Here is a 15758-nt window from a genome sequence, read left to right as displayed (position 1 = left end):
GTCTAGCCACGGGCCACCCGACCGGCGGCGACATCGGCGAGCAGGCGCTCGTAGCGATCAATCATCAGGCGATGGCTCCACTGGGCCTCGGCCCGCGTTCGGCAGGCCTCGCGGGACAACGACAGGGCCTCGCGCAGGGCTGCGGCCAGGGCCGGGACATCACCCGGCGGGGCCAGGGCGCCGGTCTCGGCGGTGAGGAGTTCCGGCAGGGCACCGCGGGCGAAGGCCGCCACCGGCGTACCACAGGCCAGCGCCTCGGCGACGATCAGGCCGAAGGGTTCGTCCCAGCAAGGGGTCACCAGGCAAGCGCGGGCCTGGGCGACTTCGACAGCCAGGGCGGTGCGGTCCAGGTGACCGAGGTAAACGGCCTGGTCACCCAGACGCGGCGCGATCTCCTGGCGAAAGTAACGCTCGTCGGTGGCCTGGCCAGCCAGGCGCAGGGGCACACCGGCCGCCCGTGCGGCGTCCAGCGCCAGGTGCGGCCCCTTGTCGGGCACCAGGCGACCGAACCAGAGCGCATGGTCGCCGATTGGGGTACTGCGTGGCCGCCAGGCGTCGAGATCGATGCCGTTGGGAATCACGTGGCAGGCCGGCGCCAGGTGCGCCCAGTTGTCGGCATTGGCCTGAGACACGGTGCAGTAATGACCGCCACCGCGCTTGTGCAATTCGCCGATGGCGTTGATCAACTCGAAGAACGGCGGGGTATGCAGCACCGTGAGCATGGGCGTGCGGATCAGCCCGGACATGGTCACCGGCACATAGTGCAGGGCATTGTTGAAGATGACGTCGAAGCCATGGCTGTCGATGCGCTGCATGCAGTCGAGATAGCCGTGGTGCTCGTCGAGGTACTCGGAGCTGAGCACGTTGCGCTTGCGCCGGCAACCATCCGTCCCGTAGTTGCCATCGTCGAGGATGGGCACCACCTCCAGCTCCGGCGCCGAGGCCGAACTGGCGAACAGGGTCACCCCATGGCCACGCTCGCGCAGTTGCAGGGTGATGTCGTAGGTGAAGGCCTCGAGACCGCCGGCGAACGGCTGGCGTACCGGGTGTTTCACGTGGGTGAGAATACCTATGCGCATGGAGCCGTCCGCTTGCTGTTGACCGTCATCCCACCGTCCTCATTGCTAGCCGCTGGTTGATAGGAGTCTCAGCGATGGGAATTGGTTGTGCGCTTCGTCGTGAAAGCCGCGCGGCGGGAAAACCTCCGAACCCCGCAGGGAGTCAGCCTTCCTGGACCCGTATTCCCAGCAGACGACGGAGGTTTCCATGCGTTATGAACTGCACTACTGGCCCAGCATCCAGGGCCGCGGCGAATTCGTCCGCCTGGCGCTCGAAGAAGCCGGCGCGGACTACCTGGATGTGGGCAACGCCCCGGAGGACGAAGGCCTGGGCGTGCCCGCCATGGAGGACTACCTGCAAGGCAAGCAGACCCACCGCCCACCCTTCGCCCCGCCCTTTCTCAAGGCCGGCGACGAGGTCGTTTCCCATGTCGCCAACATCCTCCAGTACCTGGGGCCGCAGCTGGACCTGGTGCCGCCGGACGAGGAGTCACGCTTCTGGGTACATGGCCTGCAACTGACCATCACCGACCTCACCGCCGAGGCCCACGATGTCCACCATCCGGTGGCCATCTCCCTGACCTATGAAGAGCAGCAGGACGAAGCCCGGCGCCGGGCCAAGGCCTTTGCCGGCGAGCGAATCCGTACCTATCTGAGCTATTTCGAACGAGTGCTGGGTTACAACCCGGCGGGTGATACCTGGCTGGTGGGCGAGCGGCGCTCCTATGTCGACCTGTCGCTGTTCCAGGTGGTGGCCGGCCTGACCTATGCCTTCCCCAACGCCATGCATCGTCTCGCCCCAGAGATCCCACGGGTCCTGGCCGTGGCCGAACGGGTGGCGGCCCTGCCCAACATCGCCGCCTACCTGGCCTCGTCGCGCCGCCTGCCGTTCAGCGAGAACGGCATCTTCCGTCACTATCCGGAGCTGGATCCGGCCTGACGGGCAAAGAAAAGGCCGCCCGGGGGCGGCCTTTTCACTGTGGCTGGATTCAGGCGCGGTCGATGGTGTTCTTGACCGCTTCCTTACCCTTGCCCACGTTCTTTTGCAGTTTGCCTTCGGCTTCCTGGGCACGACCCTCGCCTTTCATGCGCGAGTTGTCGGTGGCATCGCCGACGCCTTGCTTGACCTTGCCGGCCACTTCTTTGGCGGTACCCTTGATCTTGTCGCTGGTGCTGCTCATATCAGTCTCCTTGGGATCGCACAGGCAGTGCGCTTGTAAAATCCGACTACGGCTCTAACCGGGTGGTTTCGACCACTCGTCGCCCAGCGTAACGGCCAGGAGCCTCAGGAAGCTTTGGGCAGCGGCCCTGGAAGCCTTTAGACTTCCCGCCCTTTTTCGTGAGCGATTGCCCAGGCGCCGCCCCTTGGCGGGAACGTTGCGCAGGGCCGCCTCTCCAAATTCCACACCCCTTCAATGGAGACTTCTGATGTCGCTGAGCCAATTCGACAACCTGCCGGGCGTGACCGCCCAGCCCGACGCCGCCACCCGCGAGTTCGTCTTCAACCACACCATGCTGCGGGTCAAGAACCTGGAGACCTCGCTGGACTTCTATACCCGCGTACTGGGTTTCACCGTGGTCGATCACAAGGACTTCCCGGACGCCAAGTTCAGCCTGACCTTCCTCGCCCTGGTCGATCGCAACCAAGTGCCCACAGACCCGGAAGCCCGCCAGCGCTGGCGCAAATCCACGCCGGGCATTCTCGAGCTGACCCACAACCATGGCACCGAGAACGATGCCGCCTTTAGCTACCACAACGGCAACAGCGATCCGCGTGGCTTCGGCCATACCTGCGTGGCGGTCCCGGACATCCGCGCCGCCTGCGAGCGTTTCGAGCAGTTGGGCGTAGCTTTCCAGAAGCGCCTGACCGACGGCAGCATGAAGGAAATCGCCTTCATCAAGGACCCCGACGGCTACTGGGTCGAAGTCATCCAGTTCACCCCGCTGTCCTGATCCCTCCGGGCCCGGCGTCCGTCGGGCCCACCCTGCCTGCCCTTCTGAAGACATCCGACGACTTTTCGGCGCTTAACTGATACCGACTGGCTCCAAGCCATCGACGCCTGCTCATGCCTTCGGCGTACTGCTGGCGAATAGCCTTACCAAAGTCGTATTGCGACCCCAGCCAGCGACGTCTTCAGAGAGCCCATCATGAAAAAAACAACAAGAATTCGGACGGGAATGTACAGCGTCCTCAGCCTGTTCGTCGCCTGCCTGCTGCTGGCTTGCCTGTATGGGTGGCTCAGCGCCCGGACCAGTGCCCAGCAGATCCGCGACCTAGATAGTCTGACCATGGAGCAGCTGGACAAGGTCAACAACGCCGCCACCTGGATCAGCCGCGCCAGTGCCAACTCCCATACCGCCATGCTCGATCGGGTCAATGGCGATGCGGCCAAGGCCGAAAAAGGCACGGTGCTGGCGCTGGAACGCCTGAACATCGCCCGCACGCTGATCACCGAGATGCTGGCCAGCACCACCGAGCCCAAGTTGCGCGGCCAGATCGATGCCATGCTCAAGGCCTTCGATGCCTACAAGGTCATCGTGGAAAATCAGATTATGGCCTGCCGCGCCGGTGATCTGCCGGGCTACATTCGCATCAGCGATGGCGCCAAGGACGCCAGCACCGCCTTCGCCGACACCCGCAAGGTCTTTACCGACGAGATCACCGGGCGCATCGACGCCACCCTGGCCGCCTCCGACAGCCGCGTGCTGCAGGCCGAGATCGGCACCCTGGTACTGGTTGGTCTGACCCTGCTGCTGGCGGTGCTCTCCGGCTGTTTCATCGCCCGCCGGGTGCTGGCCCCGTTGAACGAAGCCGGCGAGCACTTCGCCGCCATGAGCGAAGGCGATCTGACCCGCCGCATCGAGGTGCGCAGCCATGACGAGATCGGCCAGCTGTTCGCCGGCCTCGCCACCCTGCAACGCCGCCAGCGCGACACCCTGGCCCAGCTCAATCGCACCGCCGAGCAACTCGACGGCGCCGCCCAGGAACTGGGCCAGGTCACCGCCCAGAGCAATCGCACCCTGAACCAGCAGCAACAGGAACTGGAACAGGCCGTGACCGCGGTGACCGAGATGACCACCGCCGTGGAAGAGGTGGCTCGCAATGCCGCCTCCACCTCGGATACCGCCCGCGAATCCGATCGCCTGGCCACCGGCAGTCGTGGCCAGGTGGCCCAGGTCCTCAGCGAATTGCAGAGCATGCAGACCACGGTCAACGAAAGTGAAGCCGTGATCGCCAGCCTGGCGCAGCAGGCCAACCAGATCGGCAAGGTGCTGGACGTGATCCGCGCGGTCTCCGAGCAGACCAATCTGCTGGCGCTCAACGCCGCCATCGAAGCCGCCCGTGCCGGCGATGCCGGGCGTGGCTTCGCCGTGGTGGCCGACGAGGTGCGCAGCCTGGCCCAGCGCACCCGCCAGTCGACCCTGGAGATCGAGCAGATGATCGGCAACATCCAGGCCGGCACCGGCCAGGCGGTAACCGCCATCCAACGCAGCAACACCCTGGCCGGTACCACCCTCGAGACCACCGAGCGCACCGGCCAGAGCCTGGAGCACATCTTTGTCGCTATCGGAGATATCAACGAGCGCAACCTGGTCATCGCCAGCGCCGCCGAGGAGCAGGCCCAGGTAGCCCGCGAGGTGGATCGCAACCTGATCAACATCCGCGAACTGGCAGGCGTGTCCAAGCGCGGCGCCGACCAGATCGAGACCTCCAGTCGCCAGCTCGCCGAGCTGACCCGCGAGATCCACAGCCTGGCCGCGCGCTTCCGCGTCTAGCCCGGCGCGCCGTCGCTCCCAGGAAGAGTCATCCTGGGGCAGCGGTGGCTTTACCCATCTTTACCTTTTCTTGGCATGACGTCGCTGCCGGTACAGGCGAAAATTGGCCCCAGGCGCCCAGCGTGGCGCCGGTTTTCGCTACGGAGCTGCCTGACGTCATGACGACCTGCCCTACCCCGCGCGGCCCTCGCCTGAGGTGCCTGCTGCTGTCCGTTCTCGCCTCGCCCCTGGGCCTGCTGGTGCTGTTGACCGGCGTGCTGCAGCTGCTCGGTCCCGGCTAGTGGCGCAGCGTCCGGTCACCACAGCGACCGGACGCGCCAGGATCACAGGCGGAAGCGCGTCACCAGCCCATTGAGGTCCACGGCCAGGCGCGACAGCTCGGCGCTGGCGGCGCTGGACTGCTCGGCACCCGCCGCGGTCTGGACCGACAACTCGCGAATGTTCACCAGGTTGCGATCCACCTCGCGGGCGACCTGGGCCTGCTCTTCCGCCGCGCTGGCGATGACCAGGTTACGTTCGTTGATGCCGCCGATGGCGCCATGGATGCGCTCCAGGGCATGGCCGGCACCGCGCGCCACTTCCAGAGTGGACTGGGCGCGCTCGGTGCTGCTGCGCATCGCCGCCACCGCTTGATCGGTACCCTGCTGGATGGTGCCGATGGAGGTCTCGATCTCGCGGGTCGATTCCTGGGTGCGATGGGCCAGCGCCCGCACCTCGTCGGCCACCACCGCGAAGCCACGACCGGCCTCGCCGGCGCGCGCCGCCTCGATGGCGGCGTTGAGCGCCAGCAGGTTGGTCTGTTCGGCCACGCTGCGGATCACATCCAGCACCTTGCCGATGTCGTTGACCTGGACCGCCAGATCGCCCACCAGGGTGGCGCCGTGTTGGACATCCTCGCTCATGGTGGCGATAGCGCCCACGGTTTCCTGCACCAGATCGCGGCCATCACGGGCCACACCGGCCGACTCCTGGGACGCCTGGGAGGTGTTGACGGCGTTGCGCGCCACCTCGTCCACCGCCGATGACATCTGGTTCACCGCGGTGGCGGCCTGTTCGATCTCGGCGTTCTGGCGTTGCAGACCGCGACTGGATTCATCGGTCACCGCATTGAGTTCTTCCGCTGCCGAGGCGAGCTGGGTGGCCGAGCCAAGGATGCCCTGCAGGGTCTGGCGCAGCTGGCCCTGCATGGTCTTCATGGCCTGCAACAGGCGCGCGGCCTCGTCGCGGCCTTCGCTGTGGATCTCTTCGCTGAGGTCGCCGGTGGCGATCACCTCGGCCGCCCGCACGGCCCGGGCGATGGGCTGGGTGATGCTGCGGATCAGCAGCCAGGCGAAGACCACGGTCAACCCCGCGGTGGCACCCAGCAGCACCACCAGCCACTGGATGGCGCGACTGTAGTCGGTGGCGGACTGGGCGTTGGCGGCGGCGGTCTGCTGGTCGACCAGATCGGTGAGTTGCCTGAGCACCCCGTTGACCGCATCGGAGTTGGCCAGCAGGTCTTCGTTGAGCAGCCGGCGCAGGGGCTCCAGCTGATCGGCGGCGGAAAACGCCAGCATGCGTTGCTGCAGACCGTCGTACTGGGCGATCAACTGGCCGTAGCGACCGTAGGCGGTGCGTTCTTCGGCGGACTGGATCAAGGCCTCGTAGCGCTGCTGGGCGGCGCGCATCTGGCCGTTGCGCTGCTGGAACAAGGCCTGGGTCTTGGCGATGATTTCCGGCTCGCGATTGAGCAGCAGACGATAGGAGAGCACCCGCAGGCGCAGGGTCAGGGCGGTCAGCTCGTCGAGGGCGGCCACGCGCGGCATGGCGCGTTCTTCGATGGCCAGGCCCGAGGCGCGGATATCGTTCATCTTGACCAGGGCGGTGCCGCCGAGCAGCAGCAGGAGCAGACCGATAAAGGCGAAACCGAGCGTGGCGCGCCGCGCGATGGAGAGGTTGCGAAAGGACATGGAGAGTTTCCGTTGAGCCTGGAAAGTTCCCCTATCGACCGCTGGCGGCAGATCCTGAGGCCAATTATCGACCTGGATCCGGACGGCTTGCAGAAGCATGCGTCGAGCAAAGCCACCAAACCCTTGTCTCATAGGGCATTGGAGCTATTGAAAGGCTGGCGAAAGGTCTAGGCTGCGGCACTGTGCCGCAGATCACAGGCTGGATGCAAAGCGGGCGAAAGGCGAGCAATCTCCACCAGCGGCATTGTGTTCACATTTTTGCACATCTCTCGCAAGCCACTGATCATCAAGGAAATCTGTTCGGCTATCGCGATTTACATTTTCTTCACGGGGAAAAGCGTGATCCGGCGGCGAAATGCAGGGTTCGTGTCGATAAAAGGGCTAAATGCACTGATCATGTTGCGATAATGGCGGGATGATCTCAGTATTAGTTTGAAATATCTTCTGCGTTGTCGGTCACGAGCTATTGTTTCAGCGTGGATTAAGGTTGTGTTCACCAAGATGCGACACCGGGTGCCAGGACACCGCCCGACTACGCGATGGATTGCCGGAAAATGAAGCCACCAGAGCCCGAGATGGCCGGGGCGTATCGAAGCGATGCCAGGGGGCGTCTAGCCACTAACCAGCGCTTGCCGCTGCCATTGCGTACTTGAGAGAGGTCAGAAACAGATGAGCGACAACACGGATACCTTCGGCGCACCCGACGAGGCCCTTTTGCAGCTGGTCGATGGTTTCAAGCGTTTCCGCCAGGATGTCTTTCCCGAACAGGAAGCGCTGTTCAAGAAACTCGCCAGTGCACAGTCGCCCAAGGCCATGTTCATCACCTGCGCCGACTCGCGCATCGTCCCGGAACTGATCACCCAGAGTTCGCCAGGCGATCTGTTCGTGACCCGTAACGTCGGCAACGTGGTACCCCCCTACGGCCAGATGAACGGCGGCGTCTCCACCGCCATCGAATACGCGGTCGTGGCCCTGGGCGTGAAGCACATCATCATCTGCGGCCACTCCGACTGCGGCGCCATGAAAGCCGTACTCAATCCCGATCCGCTGGAAAAGATGCCGACGGTAAAGGTCTGGCTGCGCCATGCCGAGGTCGCCCGTACCGTGGTCGAAGACCATAGCCATTGCGACTGCGGCCACGGCGGCACCCTGGGTTTCCTGACCGAGGAAAACGTAGTGGCCCAGCTGGTGCACCTGCGCACCCACCCCTCGGTGGCTTCGCGCCTGGCCAGTGGTCAGCTGCAGATCCACGGCTGGGTCTATTCCATCGAGACCAGCGAGATCAAGGCCTACGACGCCCAGCAGGAACGCTTCCTGCCCCTGGATGGCGAAAACATGCCAGTCGCCACCCCGCGTCCGCGCCTGCAGCAGGCCTGATCCACCGCGGTCATCCGGTTCGCCGGCTGGCCGCCCGGAGACGGGTCCCTGGACCCGTCCCTATAACAGCGCACCGCGCCGGACGATCCCACCTGGGGCTCCATCGGGATCGCCCACCCTTTCCGCTAGCCGCCTGAATCCCGCACCGTGTCATATGACGTGATATGACGCGCGGGCACCTTTTTCCTAGTCGCTGGAGGACCAGGACCATGCTTGGCAATCAACAGACCCCGGGGCGCAATCTGTCGCGTGACGCCCTGGCCTCACTCGTAGTGTTTCTGGTCGCCCTGCCGCTGTGCATGGGGATCGCCATCGCCTCCGGCATGCCACCGGCCAAGGGCATCATCACCGGCATCATCGGTGGCCTGGTAGTCGGCTTTCTAGCCGGCTCGCCGCTGCAGGTCAGTGGTCCGGCCGCCGGCCTGGTGGTGCTGGTGTTCGACCTGATCAACCGGCACGGCCTCGAGGCCCTGGGCCCGGTACTGCTGCTGGCCGGTCTCATGCAGCTCGTCGCCGGTCTCACCCGGCTGGGTGCCTGGTTCCGCGTCACCTCGCCAGCGGTGGTCTACGGCATGCTCGCGGGTATCGGCATCCTCATCGTGCTCTCGCAGCTGCACGTCATGCTGGACGCCAAACCAGCGGCGTCGGGCCTGTCCAATCTGCTGGCCTTCCCGGGCGCCGCCCTCACTGCGGCCGGCCAGTGGAACGGCAGTGGCAGCGGCGCCCAGGCGGCGCTGATCGGCCTGCTGACCATCGCCAGCATGTGGCTGTGGGAGAAATTCCGCCCACAGCCGCTACGCTTCCTGCCCGGCGCCCTGATCGGCGTGACCCTGGCGACCCTGGCCAGTCTTTGGCTGGCGCTGGACATCCGCCGGGTCGAAGTGCCCAACAATCTGGCCGATGCCATCGACTGGGTGACCTTCGCCGATCTTGGCATGCTGGCCAATACCGAGCTGGTGGTGGCCGCCCTCGCCCTGGCCTTCATCGCCAGTGCCGAGACCCTGCTCTCGGCCGCCGCGGTTGACCGCATGCACAACGGGCCGCGCTCGCACTTCGACCGCGAACTGGGTGCCCAGGGCATCGGTAACCTGCTCTGCGGCGCCGTCGGGGCGCTGCCCATGACCGGCGTCATCGTGCGCAGCTCGGCCAATGTCCAAGCCGGCGCCACCAGTCGCGCCTCCACCATCTTCCACGGCCTCTGGCTGCTGGCCTTCGTCGCCGCCCTGCCCTTCGTGCTCAAGCTGGTGCCAGTGGCGAGTCTGGCCGGCGTGCTGGTGTTCACCGGCGTCAAGCTGGCCGACCCCAAATCGCTGACCGGACTCAAGCGCTATGGCCGCGCGCCCATGGCCATCTATGCCCTGACCGCGCTGATGATCGTCGCCACCGATCTGCTGACCGGGGTGCTGGTGGGCTTCGGGCTGTCGATCGCCTTCCTGGCGGTCAAGGCGGCACAGCTCAAGGTCAGCCTGACCTATCGCGAAGACCAGCCGGACCAGGCCGACCTGCGCCTGGTGGGCGCCGCGACCTTCCTGCGCGTGCCCCAGCTGACCAAGGTGCTAGAGCAGGTCAAGCCGGGCACCACCCTGCACGTGCCCCTGGAACGCGTCTCCTATATCGACCACGCCTGCATGGAGCTGCTGGAAGACTGGGGCCGCACTCAGGCCAGCAATGGCATGCGCCTGGTGATCGAGCCCAAGGCGCTGGAGCGGCGCCTGGAAGGTCAGGCCCCCGCCGGGCAAACGGTGATGTCGACCTAGGCGCCAGTTTGCTAGCGATGGCGGAGCCTTCTGGCCGCTCCGCCATCCGGTCTTTTTGGTAACGAAATGATGCAAGACGCCTTGACATCAAGAGTCTCCATTCGACCCGACAGTGGCTTGCCAGAGCATCTCGCTAAAATCTGGACGGCCTCGCCATTGGTCATATTGTGGACAATCTGTCCACAAATAGCGCGCAAATCAGCGGATAGGGGCCGAAGCCGGGGTCAGTTATCCTACCAACGGCTAATAGTCTGCTAATTAACTTTCGCTCTTCTCGGCTTTGCCTTATAACGCTATCTGGTTCGACTTTTGTCGCACCAAAGATCTTTGTGTCGGGCCGCCCTCTATCTCCGGGGTAATCGCTTTGCCAGGAAAGCCATGCGACGCCCACACGGCTAAAAATGACTCCACGAGAGGTAGCTATGCGCAAGCCTGAATTGGCGACTGTGATTGCAGAAAAAGTCGGACTTCCTAAGGAACAAGCCAACGTCGTGCTCAACACGCTGCTGGACGAGATCGCGAATGCGCTGCACCGCAAGGACAGCGTGACGCTGGTCGGCTTCGGTACCTTCCTGCCGCGTCACCGCGGTGCTCGCATGGGGAAGAATCCCCAGACCGGCGAGCCGGTCAAGATTCGTGCGAGCAACACGGTGGCGTTCAAGCCCGGCAAGGCACTGAAGGACAGCATCGAAGGCTGAGGATGAAGCGGCAGGGATGGCCGCTGCAGCCACAAGGCATCGCTCGTGCGATGCCTTTTTTGTGTCCGCGTGGCGCACGCGGAGCCGATCAGCCGATGGCGATCATCTCGAAGTCACCCTTGCCCACGCCGCAATCCGGGCACAACCAATCCTCGGGCACATCTTCCCAGCGCGTTCCGGGAGCGATGCCGTCGTCCGGCCAGCCCAGGGCTTCGTCATAGATATAGCCGCACACGATGCACTGCCATTTCCGCATGTTCTGTTATCTCTCAACCGGCTTCAGGTAGCGCGCACGCTACGCGAAAGCCTGGCAAAGGCCAACCGTGCCAGAACCCAGGCCGCTGCCGGTGGCTCTATAGCGGCTCTTGGCGACTGTCCGTCGTCCGCGTTCATCAGCTAGGCTAAGCCCATGACTTCCTCACCCTCCCCCATGCCTTGGGCCATCTATTTCGCCGTATTGGGCAGTGTCATCAGCGTGGGCCTGGCCATCGGCCTGTCGATGCCGCTGGTCTCGCTGCGCCTGGAGGGCTGGGGCTATGGCAACTTCGCCATCGGTGTCATGGCCGCCTCGCCGGCCATTGGCATCCTGACCGGCGCCAGCCTGGCCGGGCGCCTCGCTTCACGAGTCGGCACGCCACGACTGATGCAGCTATGCCTGGTGACCGGTGCCGCCTCGCTGATTCTGCTGTCGCTGCTGCCCAGCTACCCCCTGTGGCTGCTTCTGCGCCTGGCGCTCGGCGCCATCCTCACCCTGGTCTTCGTGCTGGGCGAAAGCTGGATGAACCAGGTCATCACCGATCGCTGGCGGGGTCGCCTGGTGGCCCTCTACGGCAGCAGCTACGCCCTGAGCCAACTGGCCGGTCCGCTGCTGCTGGGCGCGCTCGGTACCGAGGGTGACCAGGGCTTTTGGCTGGGCGCCGTGCTCATGCTCGGTGGCGCCGCCCTGCTGCTCGGCCGCCAAGGCGCCCCAGCCGCCGGCGGCCACACCGCCGCCTGGCAGGCGCTGCTGGATTTCTGCCGCGGCGCTCCGGCCATCGCCTGGGCGGTAGCGCTGTTCGCCTGCTTCGAGGCGATGATCCTTACCCTGCTGCCGGTCTATGCCCTCAACCAGGGCTTTGGCCAGCAACTGGCGCTGTACATGGTCAGCGCCGTGGTGGTGGGCGATGCTCTGCTGCAGCTGCCCCTGGGCCTGCTCGCCGACCGCCTCTCGCGCCAGGGCCTGTTCCTAGGCTGCACCCTGGGGCTGCTGGCGGTCAGCCTGGCCTTGCCACTGCTGTTGCACACCCCGGGCGTCTGGCCGCTGCTGGTGCTGTTCGGCGCCACCGCCGGCGGCCTCTTCACCCTGGCACTGATCCTGGTAGGCGAGCGCTACCGTGACGCCGAGCTGGTCAGCGCCAATGCCTGCATCGCCCAACTCTGGGGCCTCGGCTGCCTGGTCGGTCCGCTGGTCACCGGCGCCGCCAGCCAATGGCTCACCGGCCATGCCCTACCGCTGCTGATGGCGGCCGGCGCCGCGGTATTGCTGGTGATCGTTGGGCGCCGAGGTAGCGCGCCGGCGACGGTCACCGAGGCGACCTGAGCAGCCCATGAAAAACGCCGGCACTGGGCCGGCGTTTTTTATTTCAAACCACGATCAGAACGCGGGCACCACGGCACCTTTGTACTTCTCTTCGATGAACTGCTTCACCGCCGGGGTGTTCAGCGCCTTGGCCAGCTTCTGCACGGCGTCGCTGTCCTTGTTGTCCGGACGGGCGACCAGGATATTGGCGTAGGGCGATTCCTTGCCTTCCAGCAGCAGGGCGTCCTGGGTCGGGTTGAGCTTGGCTTCCAGGGCGTAGTTGGTGTTGATCAGCGCCAGGTCGACCTGATTCAGCACGCGCGGCAGGGTCGCGGCTTCCAGCTCCTTGAACTTGAGCTTCTTGGGATTCTCGGCGATGTCCTTGGGCGTGGCGAGGATGTTGGCGCTGTCCTTGAGCTTGATCAGGCCGGCCTTCTCCAGCAGCAGCAGGGCGCGACCGCCGTTGGTGGCGTCGCTGGGGATGGCCACGACGGCGCCTTCGCGGACTTCGTCGAGCTTCTTGATCTTCTGCGAGTAGATGCCGAAAGGCTCGACGTGCACCTGGGCGACGGTCACCAGGTCGGTGCCACGGCTCTTGTTGAACTCATCCAGGTAGGGCTGGTGCTGGAAGAAATTGGCGTCCAGACGCTTCTGGGCCACCTGCAGGTTGGGCTGCACATAGTCGGTGAAGACCTTGATCTGCAGGTCCACCCCTTCCTTGGCCAGCTGGGGTTTGACGAATTCGAGGATCTCCGCGTGAGGCACCGGGGTGGCGGCGACGCTGAGGGTCTCGGCGGCGTGGGCGGTCAGGCTGGCGGCCAGCAGGGCGGCGGTAGCGAGCAGTTTCTTCATGGCAGTTTCCTAAGGCGGGGTGGAACCGCCGGTGCCTCTGGGGGCGCCGGCGGCGATGGAGCTGAGACTCAGAAGGCGGGAACGACGGCGCCCTGGTACTTCTTCTCGATGAATTGCTTCACCTCGGGGGTGGTCAGGGCCTTGGCCAGCTTCTGGATGGCCGGGTCATTGGCCTTGTCGGCGCGGGTATAGAGCAGGTTGGCATAGGGCGACTCGCCGCTCTCGATGAAGAGGGCGTCCTTGGTCGGCACCAGCTTGGCTTCCAGGGCGTAGTTGGCGTTGATCAGCGCCAGGTCGACCTGGTTCAGCACGCGCGGCAGGGTCGCGGCTTCCAGCTCCTTGAACTTCAGGTGCTTGGGATTCTCGACGACGTCACGCGGGGTGGCGGTGACGTTGCTCGGATCCTTGAGGGTGATCAGGCCCTGCTTGGCGATCAGCAGGAGCGCACGACCGGAGTTGCTCGGATCGTTGGGGATGGCCACGGTGGCGCCGTCCTTGAGCTCCTTGATGTCCTTGATCTTCTGCGAGTAGGCACCGAAGGGCTCGACGTGCACCGCCACCACCGGCACCTGGTCGCTGCTCGGGTTGCTCTTCTGGTAGCTGGCGTAATAGGGCTTGGTCTGGAAGTAGTTGGCATCCACCTGCTTCTGATCGGTCTGGCGATCGGGCTGGATGTAGTCGGTGAAGACCTTGATCTTCAGGTCCACGCCTTCCTTGGCCAGCTGCGGCTTGATGAATTCCAGGATCTCCGCATGGGGAACCGGATTGACCGCGACGGTCAGGGTCTCGGCGGCCTGGGCGGCGGTGGCAACACCTAGGCCGAAGGCCAGGGACAGCAGGGTACGTTTCAGCGACATCTGGGATTTTCCTTGTGCAAAACCTTCGAGTGGATGAAGCCTGAATCAACGACGACTGAAATGGGCGACGAGCCGATCGCCGACCATCTGCAGTACCTGGACCAGCACCAGCAGCAAGAGCACCGTGACCACCATGACGTCGGTCTGGAAGCGCTGGTAGCCGAAACGAATGGCCAGATCGCCGAGGCCGCCGCCGCCGATCACCCCGGCCATGGCGGTGTAGGACACCAGGGCGATGGCGGTGACGGTGGTGGCCGCGATCAGCCCGGGCAGGGCCTCGGACAACAGGGTGCGGGTGACGATCTGCCAGAGACTGGCGCCCATGGCCTGGGTCGCCTCGATGATGCCGCGGTCGACCTCGCGCAGGGCGGTTTCCACCAGCCGGGCGAAGAAGGGCGCGGCGCCCACCACCAGCGGCGGGATGGCGCCCTCGACGCCCAGCGAGGTGCCGATCAGCCAGACCGTGATGGGGATCATCAGGATCAGCAGGATGATGAAGGGCACCGAGCGCAGCACGTTGACCACGAAGGAGAGGATGCCGTAGACCAGCGGCTGCTCCAGCAACTGGCGGCGGCTGGTGAGAAACAGCAGCACGCCCAGCGGCAGGCCGAGGATCAGGGTGAAGAGCATGGACCAGCCGAGCATGGCCAGGGTGTCCTGGGTCGCCTGCCAGATCTCGGCCCAGTCGATGTTGCTGAAGAGTTCGTCCATCAGCGCAGGACCTCCACGGTGACGTCGGCGGCCTGGAAGCGAGCCAGGGCGGCGTCCAGGTCACCGCCCACCAGGGCGATGGTGAGCTGGCCATAGGGCTCGTCCCGGATGCGGTCGATGCGACCGCCGAGAATGCTGTAGTCCACACCGGTCTCCCGGGCGACATGGCCCAGCAGCGGTGCATAGGTGGCTTCGCCGCGGAAGGTCAGGCGCAGGATGCGCCCTTCGACATGGGCATAGGCGTCGGCTAGTTCGGCCTCGTCCTGGTGCTCGGCTTCGAACACGAAGCGGCGGGTGGTGGGGTGCTGCGGATGCAGGAAGACATCGGCCACGGTGCCCTGCTCCACCACGGCGCCGCCGTCGAGCACGGCGACGCGGTCGCAGACGCGGCGGATCACGTCCATCTCGTGGGTGATCAACACGATGGTCAGGCCCAGTTCGCGATTGAGCTCGGCCAGCAGTTGCAGCACCTGGGCGGTGGTCTGGGGATCGAGGGCGCTGGTGGCCTCGTCGCAGAGCAGGATCTTCGGCTCGGTGGCCAGGGCGCGGGCGATGCCGACGCGCTGCTTCTGGCCGCCGGACAGTTGCGCCGGGTACTTGCGCGCCTGGTCGGACAGACCGACCCGCGCCAGTAGCTCCTCGACCCGCTGGGCGATCTGCGCCCGCGAACGGCCGCCGGCCAGTTCCAGCGGCATGGCCACGTTGGCCGCCACGGTCTTGGACGAGAGCAGGTTGAAATGCTGGAAGATCATGCCAATGCGGCGGCGGAAATCGCGCAGCTCGGTCGCGCCCAGGGTGGTGACCTCGGCGCCATCGACCTGCAGGCGACCGCCACTGGGGGCTTCGAGGCGGTTGATCAGGCGCAGCAGGGTGCTCTTGCCGGCACCCGAATGGCCGATCAGGCCGAAGATCTCGCCGGCTTCGATCCTCAGGTCGATCGGCTGGAGCGCCGCGACCTCGCGACCGCGCGTGCGGTACGTCTTGTGGACAGCGTGGAATTCGATCAATGGAAAAACCTTGTGGGTATCGTCAGACAACAGGATGGTGATCCAGCCGCGCAGTTTAACGTGCGCGCTTATATCTGCTTAGCACTTGTTGTCGGGTATTACGCCAATAAAGGCATATGGCCAGCCCAGACCCTGGTCGGGCGCCAGGCAAACAGCC

Annotated in this window: 16 protein-coding genes and 1 pseudogene; 8 read left to right on the top strand and 9 right to left on the bottom strand. The window is 65.2% G+C overall.

The annotated features are described in order from the left end of the window. Nucleotides 1-2: 2 nt before the first annotated feature. Nucleotides 3-1079 carry a glycosyltransferase gene (locus LRS53_RS08350; RefSeq protein WP_231355607.1) on the bottom strand — a complete coding sequence of 359 codons (1077 nt, stop codon included), beginning with the start codon at nucleotides 1077-1079 and terminating at the stop codon, nucleotides 3-5. A gap of 187 nt (nucleotides 1080-1266) precedes the next feature. Between LRS53_RS08350 and LRS53_RS08345 the strand changes: the two genes are divergently transcribed. Next, on the top strand, nucleotides 1267-1998 hold the full coding sequence (locus LRS53_RS08345; RefSeq protein WP_017639317.1) for a glutathione S-transferase: 732 nt from the start codon (nucleotides 1267-1269) through the stop codon (nucleotides 1996-1998). A gap of 49 nt (nucleotides 1999-2047) precedes the next feature. On the opposite strand, the gene LRS53_RS08340 is transcribed toward LRS53_RS08345, so the two are convergent. Further along, nucleotides 2048-2239, bottom strand: a complete 192-nt coding sequence (locus LRS53_RS08340) for a CsbD family protein (protein ID WP_026083651.1) — start codon at nucleotides 2237-2239, stop codon at nucleotides 2048-2050. 247 nt (nucleotides 2240-2486) lie between these two features. Here LRS53_RS08340 and gloA point away from each other — a divergent pair, with 247 nt between their 5' ends. The 3 genes from gloA (at nucleotide 2487) to LRS53_RS23610 (ending at nucleotide 5116) form a co-directional block, all read left to right on the top strand. Further along, a complete protein-coding gene (gloA, locus tag LRS53_RS08335) occupies nucleotides 2487-3011 on the top strand; it encodes a lactoylglutathione lyase (RefSeq protein WP_017639315.1) in 525 nt (174 codons plus the stop codon). A 195-nt stretch (nucleotides 3012-3206) separates the two neighbouring features. Then, nucleotides 3207-4835, top strand: coding sequence for a methyl-accepting chemotaxis protein (locus LRS53_RS08330; protein ID WP_269216680.1), 1629 nt, complete (start codon nucleotides 3207-3209; stop codon nucleotides 4833-4835). A 158-nt stretch (nucleotides 4836-4993) separates the two neighbouring features. Continuing rightward, on the top strand, nucleotides 4994-5116 hold the full coding sequence (locus tag LRS53_RS23610; RefSeq protein WP_256562921.1) for a hypothetical protein: 123 nt from the start codon (nucleotides 4994-4996) through the stop codon (nucleotides 5114-5116). Nucleotides 5117-5158: 42 nt separating this feature from the next. Here LRS53_RS23610 and LRS53_RS23840 read toward each other — a convergent pair whose 3' ends face one another. Together LRS53_RS23840 and LRS53_RS23835 are read right to left on the bottom strand one after the other, a co-directional pair. Next, nucleotides 5159-6022 carry a methyl-accepting chemotaxis protein gene (locus tag LRS53_RS23840; protein ID WP_371099768.1) on the bottom strand — a complete coding sequence of 288 codons (864 nt, stop codon included), beginning with the start codon at nucleotides 6020-6022 and terminating at the stop codon, nucleotides 5159-5161. Next, nucleotides 6014-6784, bottom strand: a pseudogene (locus LRS53_RS23835) (MCP four helix bundle domain-containing protein); the annotation flags it as partial. The pseudogene LRS53_RS23835 and the gene LRS53_RS23840, both read right to left, overlap by 9 nt. 669 nt (nucleotides 6785-7453) lie before the next feature. On the opposite strand from LRS53_RS23835, the gene LRS53_RS08320 reads away from it, so the two are divergent. The 3 genes from LRS53_RS08320 (at nucleotide 7454) to LRS53_RS08310 (ending at nucleotide 10616) form a co-directional block, all read left to right on the top strand. After that, nucleotides 7454-8161, top strand: coding sequence for a carbonic anhydrase (locus tag LRS53_RS08320; protein WP_017639311.1), 708 nt, complete (start codon nucleotides 7454-7456; stop codon nucleotides 8159-8161). Between the two features lie 209 nt (nucleotides 8162-8370). Then, nucleotides 8371-9918: a SulP family inorganic anion transporter gene (locus tag LRS53_RS08315; protein ID WP_231355604.1), complete on the top strand. Its 1548-nt coding sequence runs from the start codon at nucleotides 8371-8373 to the stop codon at nucleotides 9916-9918. A 422-nt stretch (nucleotides 9919-10340) separates the two neighbouring features. Then, nucleotides 10341-10616, top strand: a complete 276-nt coding sequence (locus LRS53_RS08310) for an HU family DNA-binding protein (RefSeq protein WP_017639309.1) — start codon at nucleotides 10341-10343, stop codon at nucleotides 10614-10616. A gap of 88 nt (nucleotides 10617-10704) precedes the next feature. On the opposite strand, the gene LRS53_RS08305 is transcribed toward LRS53_RS08310, so the two are convergent. After that, the gene (locus tag LRS53_RS08305; protein ID WP_007161456.1) at nucleotides 10705-10872 is read right to left on the bottom strand and encodes a rubredoxin; all 168 of its coding nucleotides are present in this window, start codon (nucleotides 10870-10872) and stop codon (nucleotides 10705-10707) included. A 174-nt stretch (nucleotides 10873-11046) separates the two neighbouring features. Here LRS53_RS08305 and LRS53_RS08300 point away from each other — a divergent pair, with 174 nt between their 5' ends. After that, the gene (locus LRS53_RS08300; protein ID WP_231356112.1) at nucleotides 11047-12195 is read left to right on the top strand and encodes an MFS transporter; all 1149 of its coding nucleotides are present in this window, start codon (nucleotides 11047-11049) and stop codon (nucleotides 12193-12195) included. A 54-nt stretch (nucleotides 12196-12249) separates the two neighbouring features. On the opposite strand, the gene LRS53_RS08295 is transcribed toward LRS53_RS08300, so the two are convergent. The 4 genes from LRS53_RS08295 to LRS53_RS08280 all read right to left on the bottom strand — a co-directional run bounded on the left by LRS53_RS08295 (nucleotide 12250) and on the right by LRS53_RS08280 (nucleotide 15601). Continuing rightward, entirely contained in the window at nucleotides 12250-13026 is a 777-nt protein-coding gene (locus LRS53_RS08295) for a MetQ/NlpA family ABC transporter substrate-binding protein (RefSeq protein ID WP_044341151.1), read from the bottom strand. Nucleotides 13027-13094: 68 nt separating this feature from the next. Next, nucleotides 13095-13877: a MetQ/NlpA family ABC transporter substrate-binding protein gene (locus LRS53_RS08290; protein WP_371913873.1), complete on the bottom strand. Its 783-nt coding sequence runs from the start codon at nucleotides 13875-13877 to the stop codon at nucleotides 13095-13097. Nucleotides 13878-13928: 51 nt separating this feature from the next. After that, nucleotides 13929-14594 carry a methionine ABC transporter permease gene (locus LRS53_RS08285; protein WP_231355603.1) on the bottom strand — a complete coding sequence of 222 codons (666 nt, stop codon included), beginning with the start codon at nucleotides 14592-14594 and terminating at the stop codon, nucleotides 13929-13931. Further along, nucleotides 14594-15601, bottom strand: a complete 1008-nt coding sequence (locus LRS53_RS08280) for a methionine ABC transporter ATP-binding protein (protein ID WP_231355602.1) — start codon at nucleotides 15599-15601, stop codon at nucleotides 14594-14596. Before LRS53_RS08280 ends, LRS53_RS08285 begins: the two co-directional genes overlap by 1 nt. Between the last annotated feature and the right edge of the window lie 157 nt (nucleotides 15602-15758).

Source organism: Pseudomonas sp. PLB05 (genome assembly GCF_021106615.1).
Lineage (GTDB): Bacteria > Pseudomonadota > Gammaproteobacteria > Pseudomonadales > Pseudomonadaceae > Chryseomonas > Chryseomonas benzopyrenica.
This window is presented reverse-complemented; position numbering and strand designations above follow the sequence as displayed.

Coding starts and splice junctions, on each gene's coding strand:
- LRS53_RS08350 (WP_231355607.1), bottom strand. CDS start 1,079: ATGCGCATAGGTATTCTCACCCACGTGAAACACCCGGTACGCCAGCCG.
- LRS53_RS08345 (WP_017639317.1), top strand. CDS start 1,267: ATGCGTTATGAACTGCACTACTGGCCCAGCATCCAGGGCCGCGGCGAA.
- LRS53_RS08340 (WP_026083651.1), bottom strand. CDS start 2,239: ATGAGCAGCACCAGCGACAAGATCAAGGGTACCGCCAAAGAAGTGGCC.
- gloA (WP_017639315.1), top strand. CDS start 2,487: ATGTCGCTGAGCCAATTCGACAACCTGCCGGGCGTGACCGCCCAGCCC.
- LRS53_RS08330 (WP_269216680.1), top strand. CDS start 3,207: ATGAAAAAAACAACAAGAATTCGGACGGGAATGTACAGCGTCCTCAGC.
- LRS53_RS23610 (WP_256562921.1), top strand. CDS start 4,994: ATGACGACCTGCCCTACCCCGCGCGGCCCTCGCCTGAGGTGCCTGCTG.
- LRS53_RS23840 (WP_371099768.1), bottom strand. CDS start 6,022: ATGCAGGGCCAGCTGCGCCAGACCCTGCAGGGCATCCTTGGCTCGGCC.
- LRS53_RS08320 (WP_017639311.1), top strand. CDS start 7,454: ATGAGCGACAACACGGATACCTTCGGCGCACCCGACGAGGCCCTTTTG.
- LRS53_RS08315 (WP_231355604.1), top strand. CDS start 8,371: ATGCTTGGCAATCAACAGACCCCGGGGCGCAATCTGTCGCGTGACGCC.
- LRS53_RS08310 (WP_017639309.1), top strand. CDS start 10,341: ATGCGCAAGCCTGAATTGGCGACTGTGATTGCAGAAAAAGTCGGACTT.
- LRS53_RS08305 (WP_007161456.1), bottom strand. CDS start 10,872: ATGCGGAAATGGCAGTGCATCGTGTGCGGCTATATCTATGACGAAGCC.
- LRS53_RS08300 (WP_231356112.1), top strand. CDS start 11,047: ATGCCTTGGGCCATCTATTTCGCCGTATTGGGCAGTGTCATCAGCGTG.
- LRS53_RS08295 (WP_044341151.1), bottom strand. CDS start 13,026: ATGAAGAAACTGCTCGCTACCGCCGCCCTGCTGGCCGCCAGCCTGACC.
- LRS53_RS08285 (WP_231355603.1), bottom strand. CDS start 14,594: ATGGACGAACTCTTCAGCAACATCGACTGGGCCGAGATCTGGCAGGCG.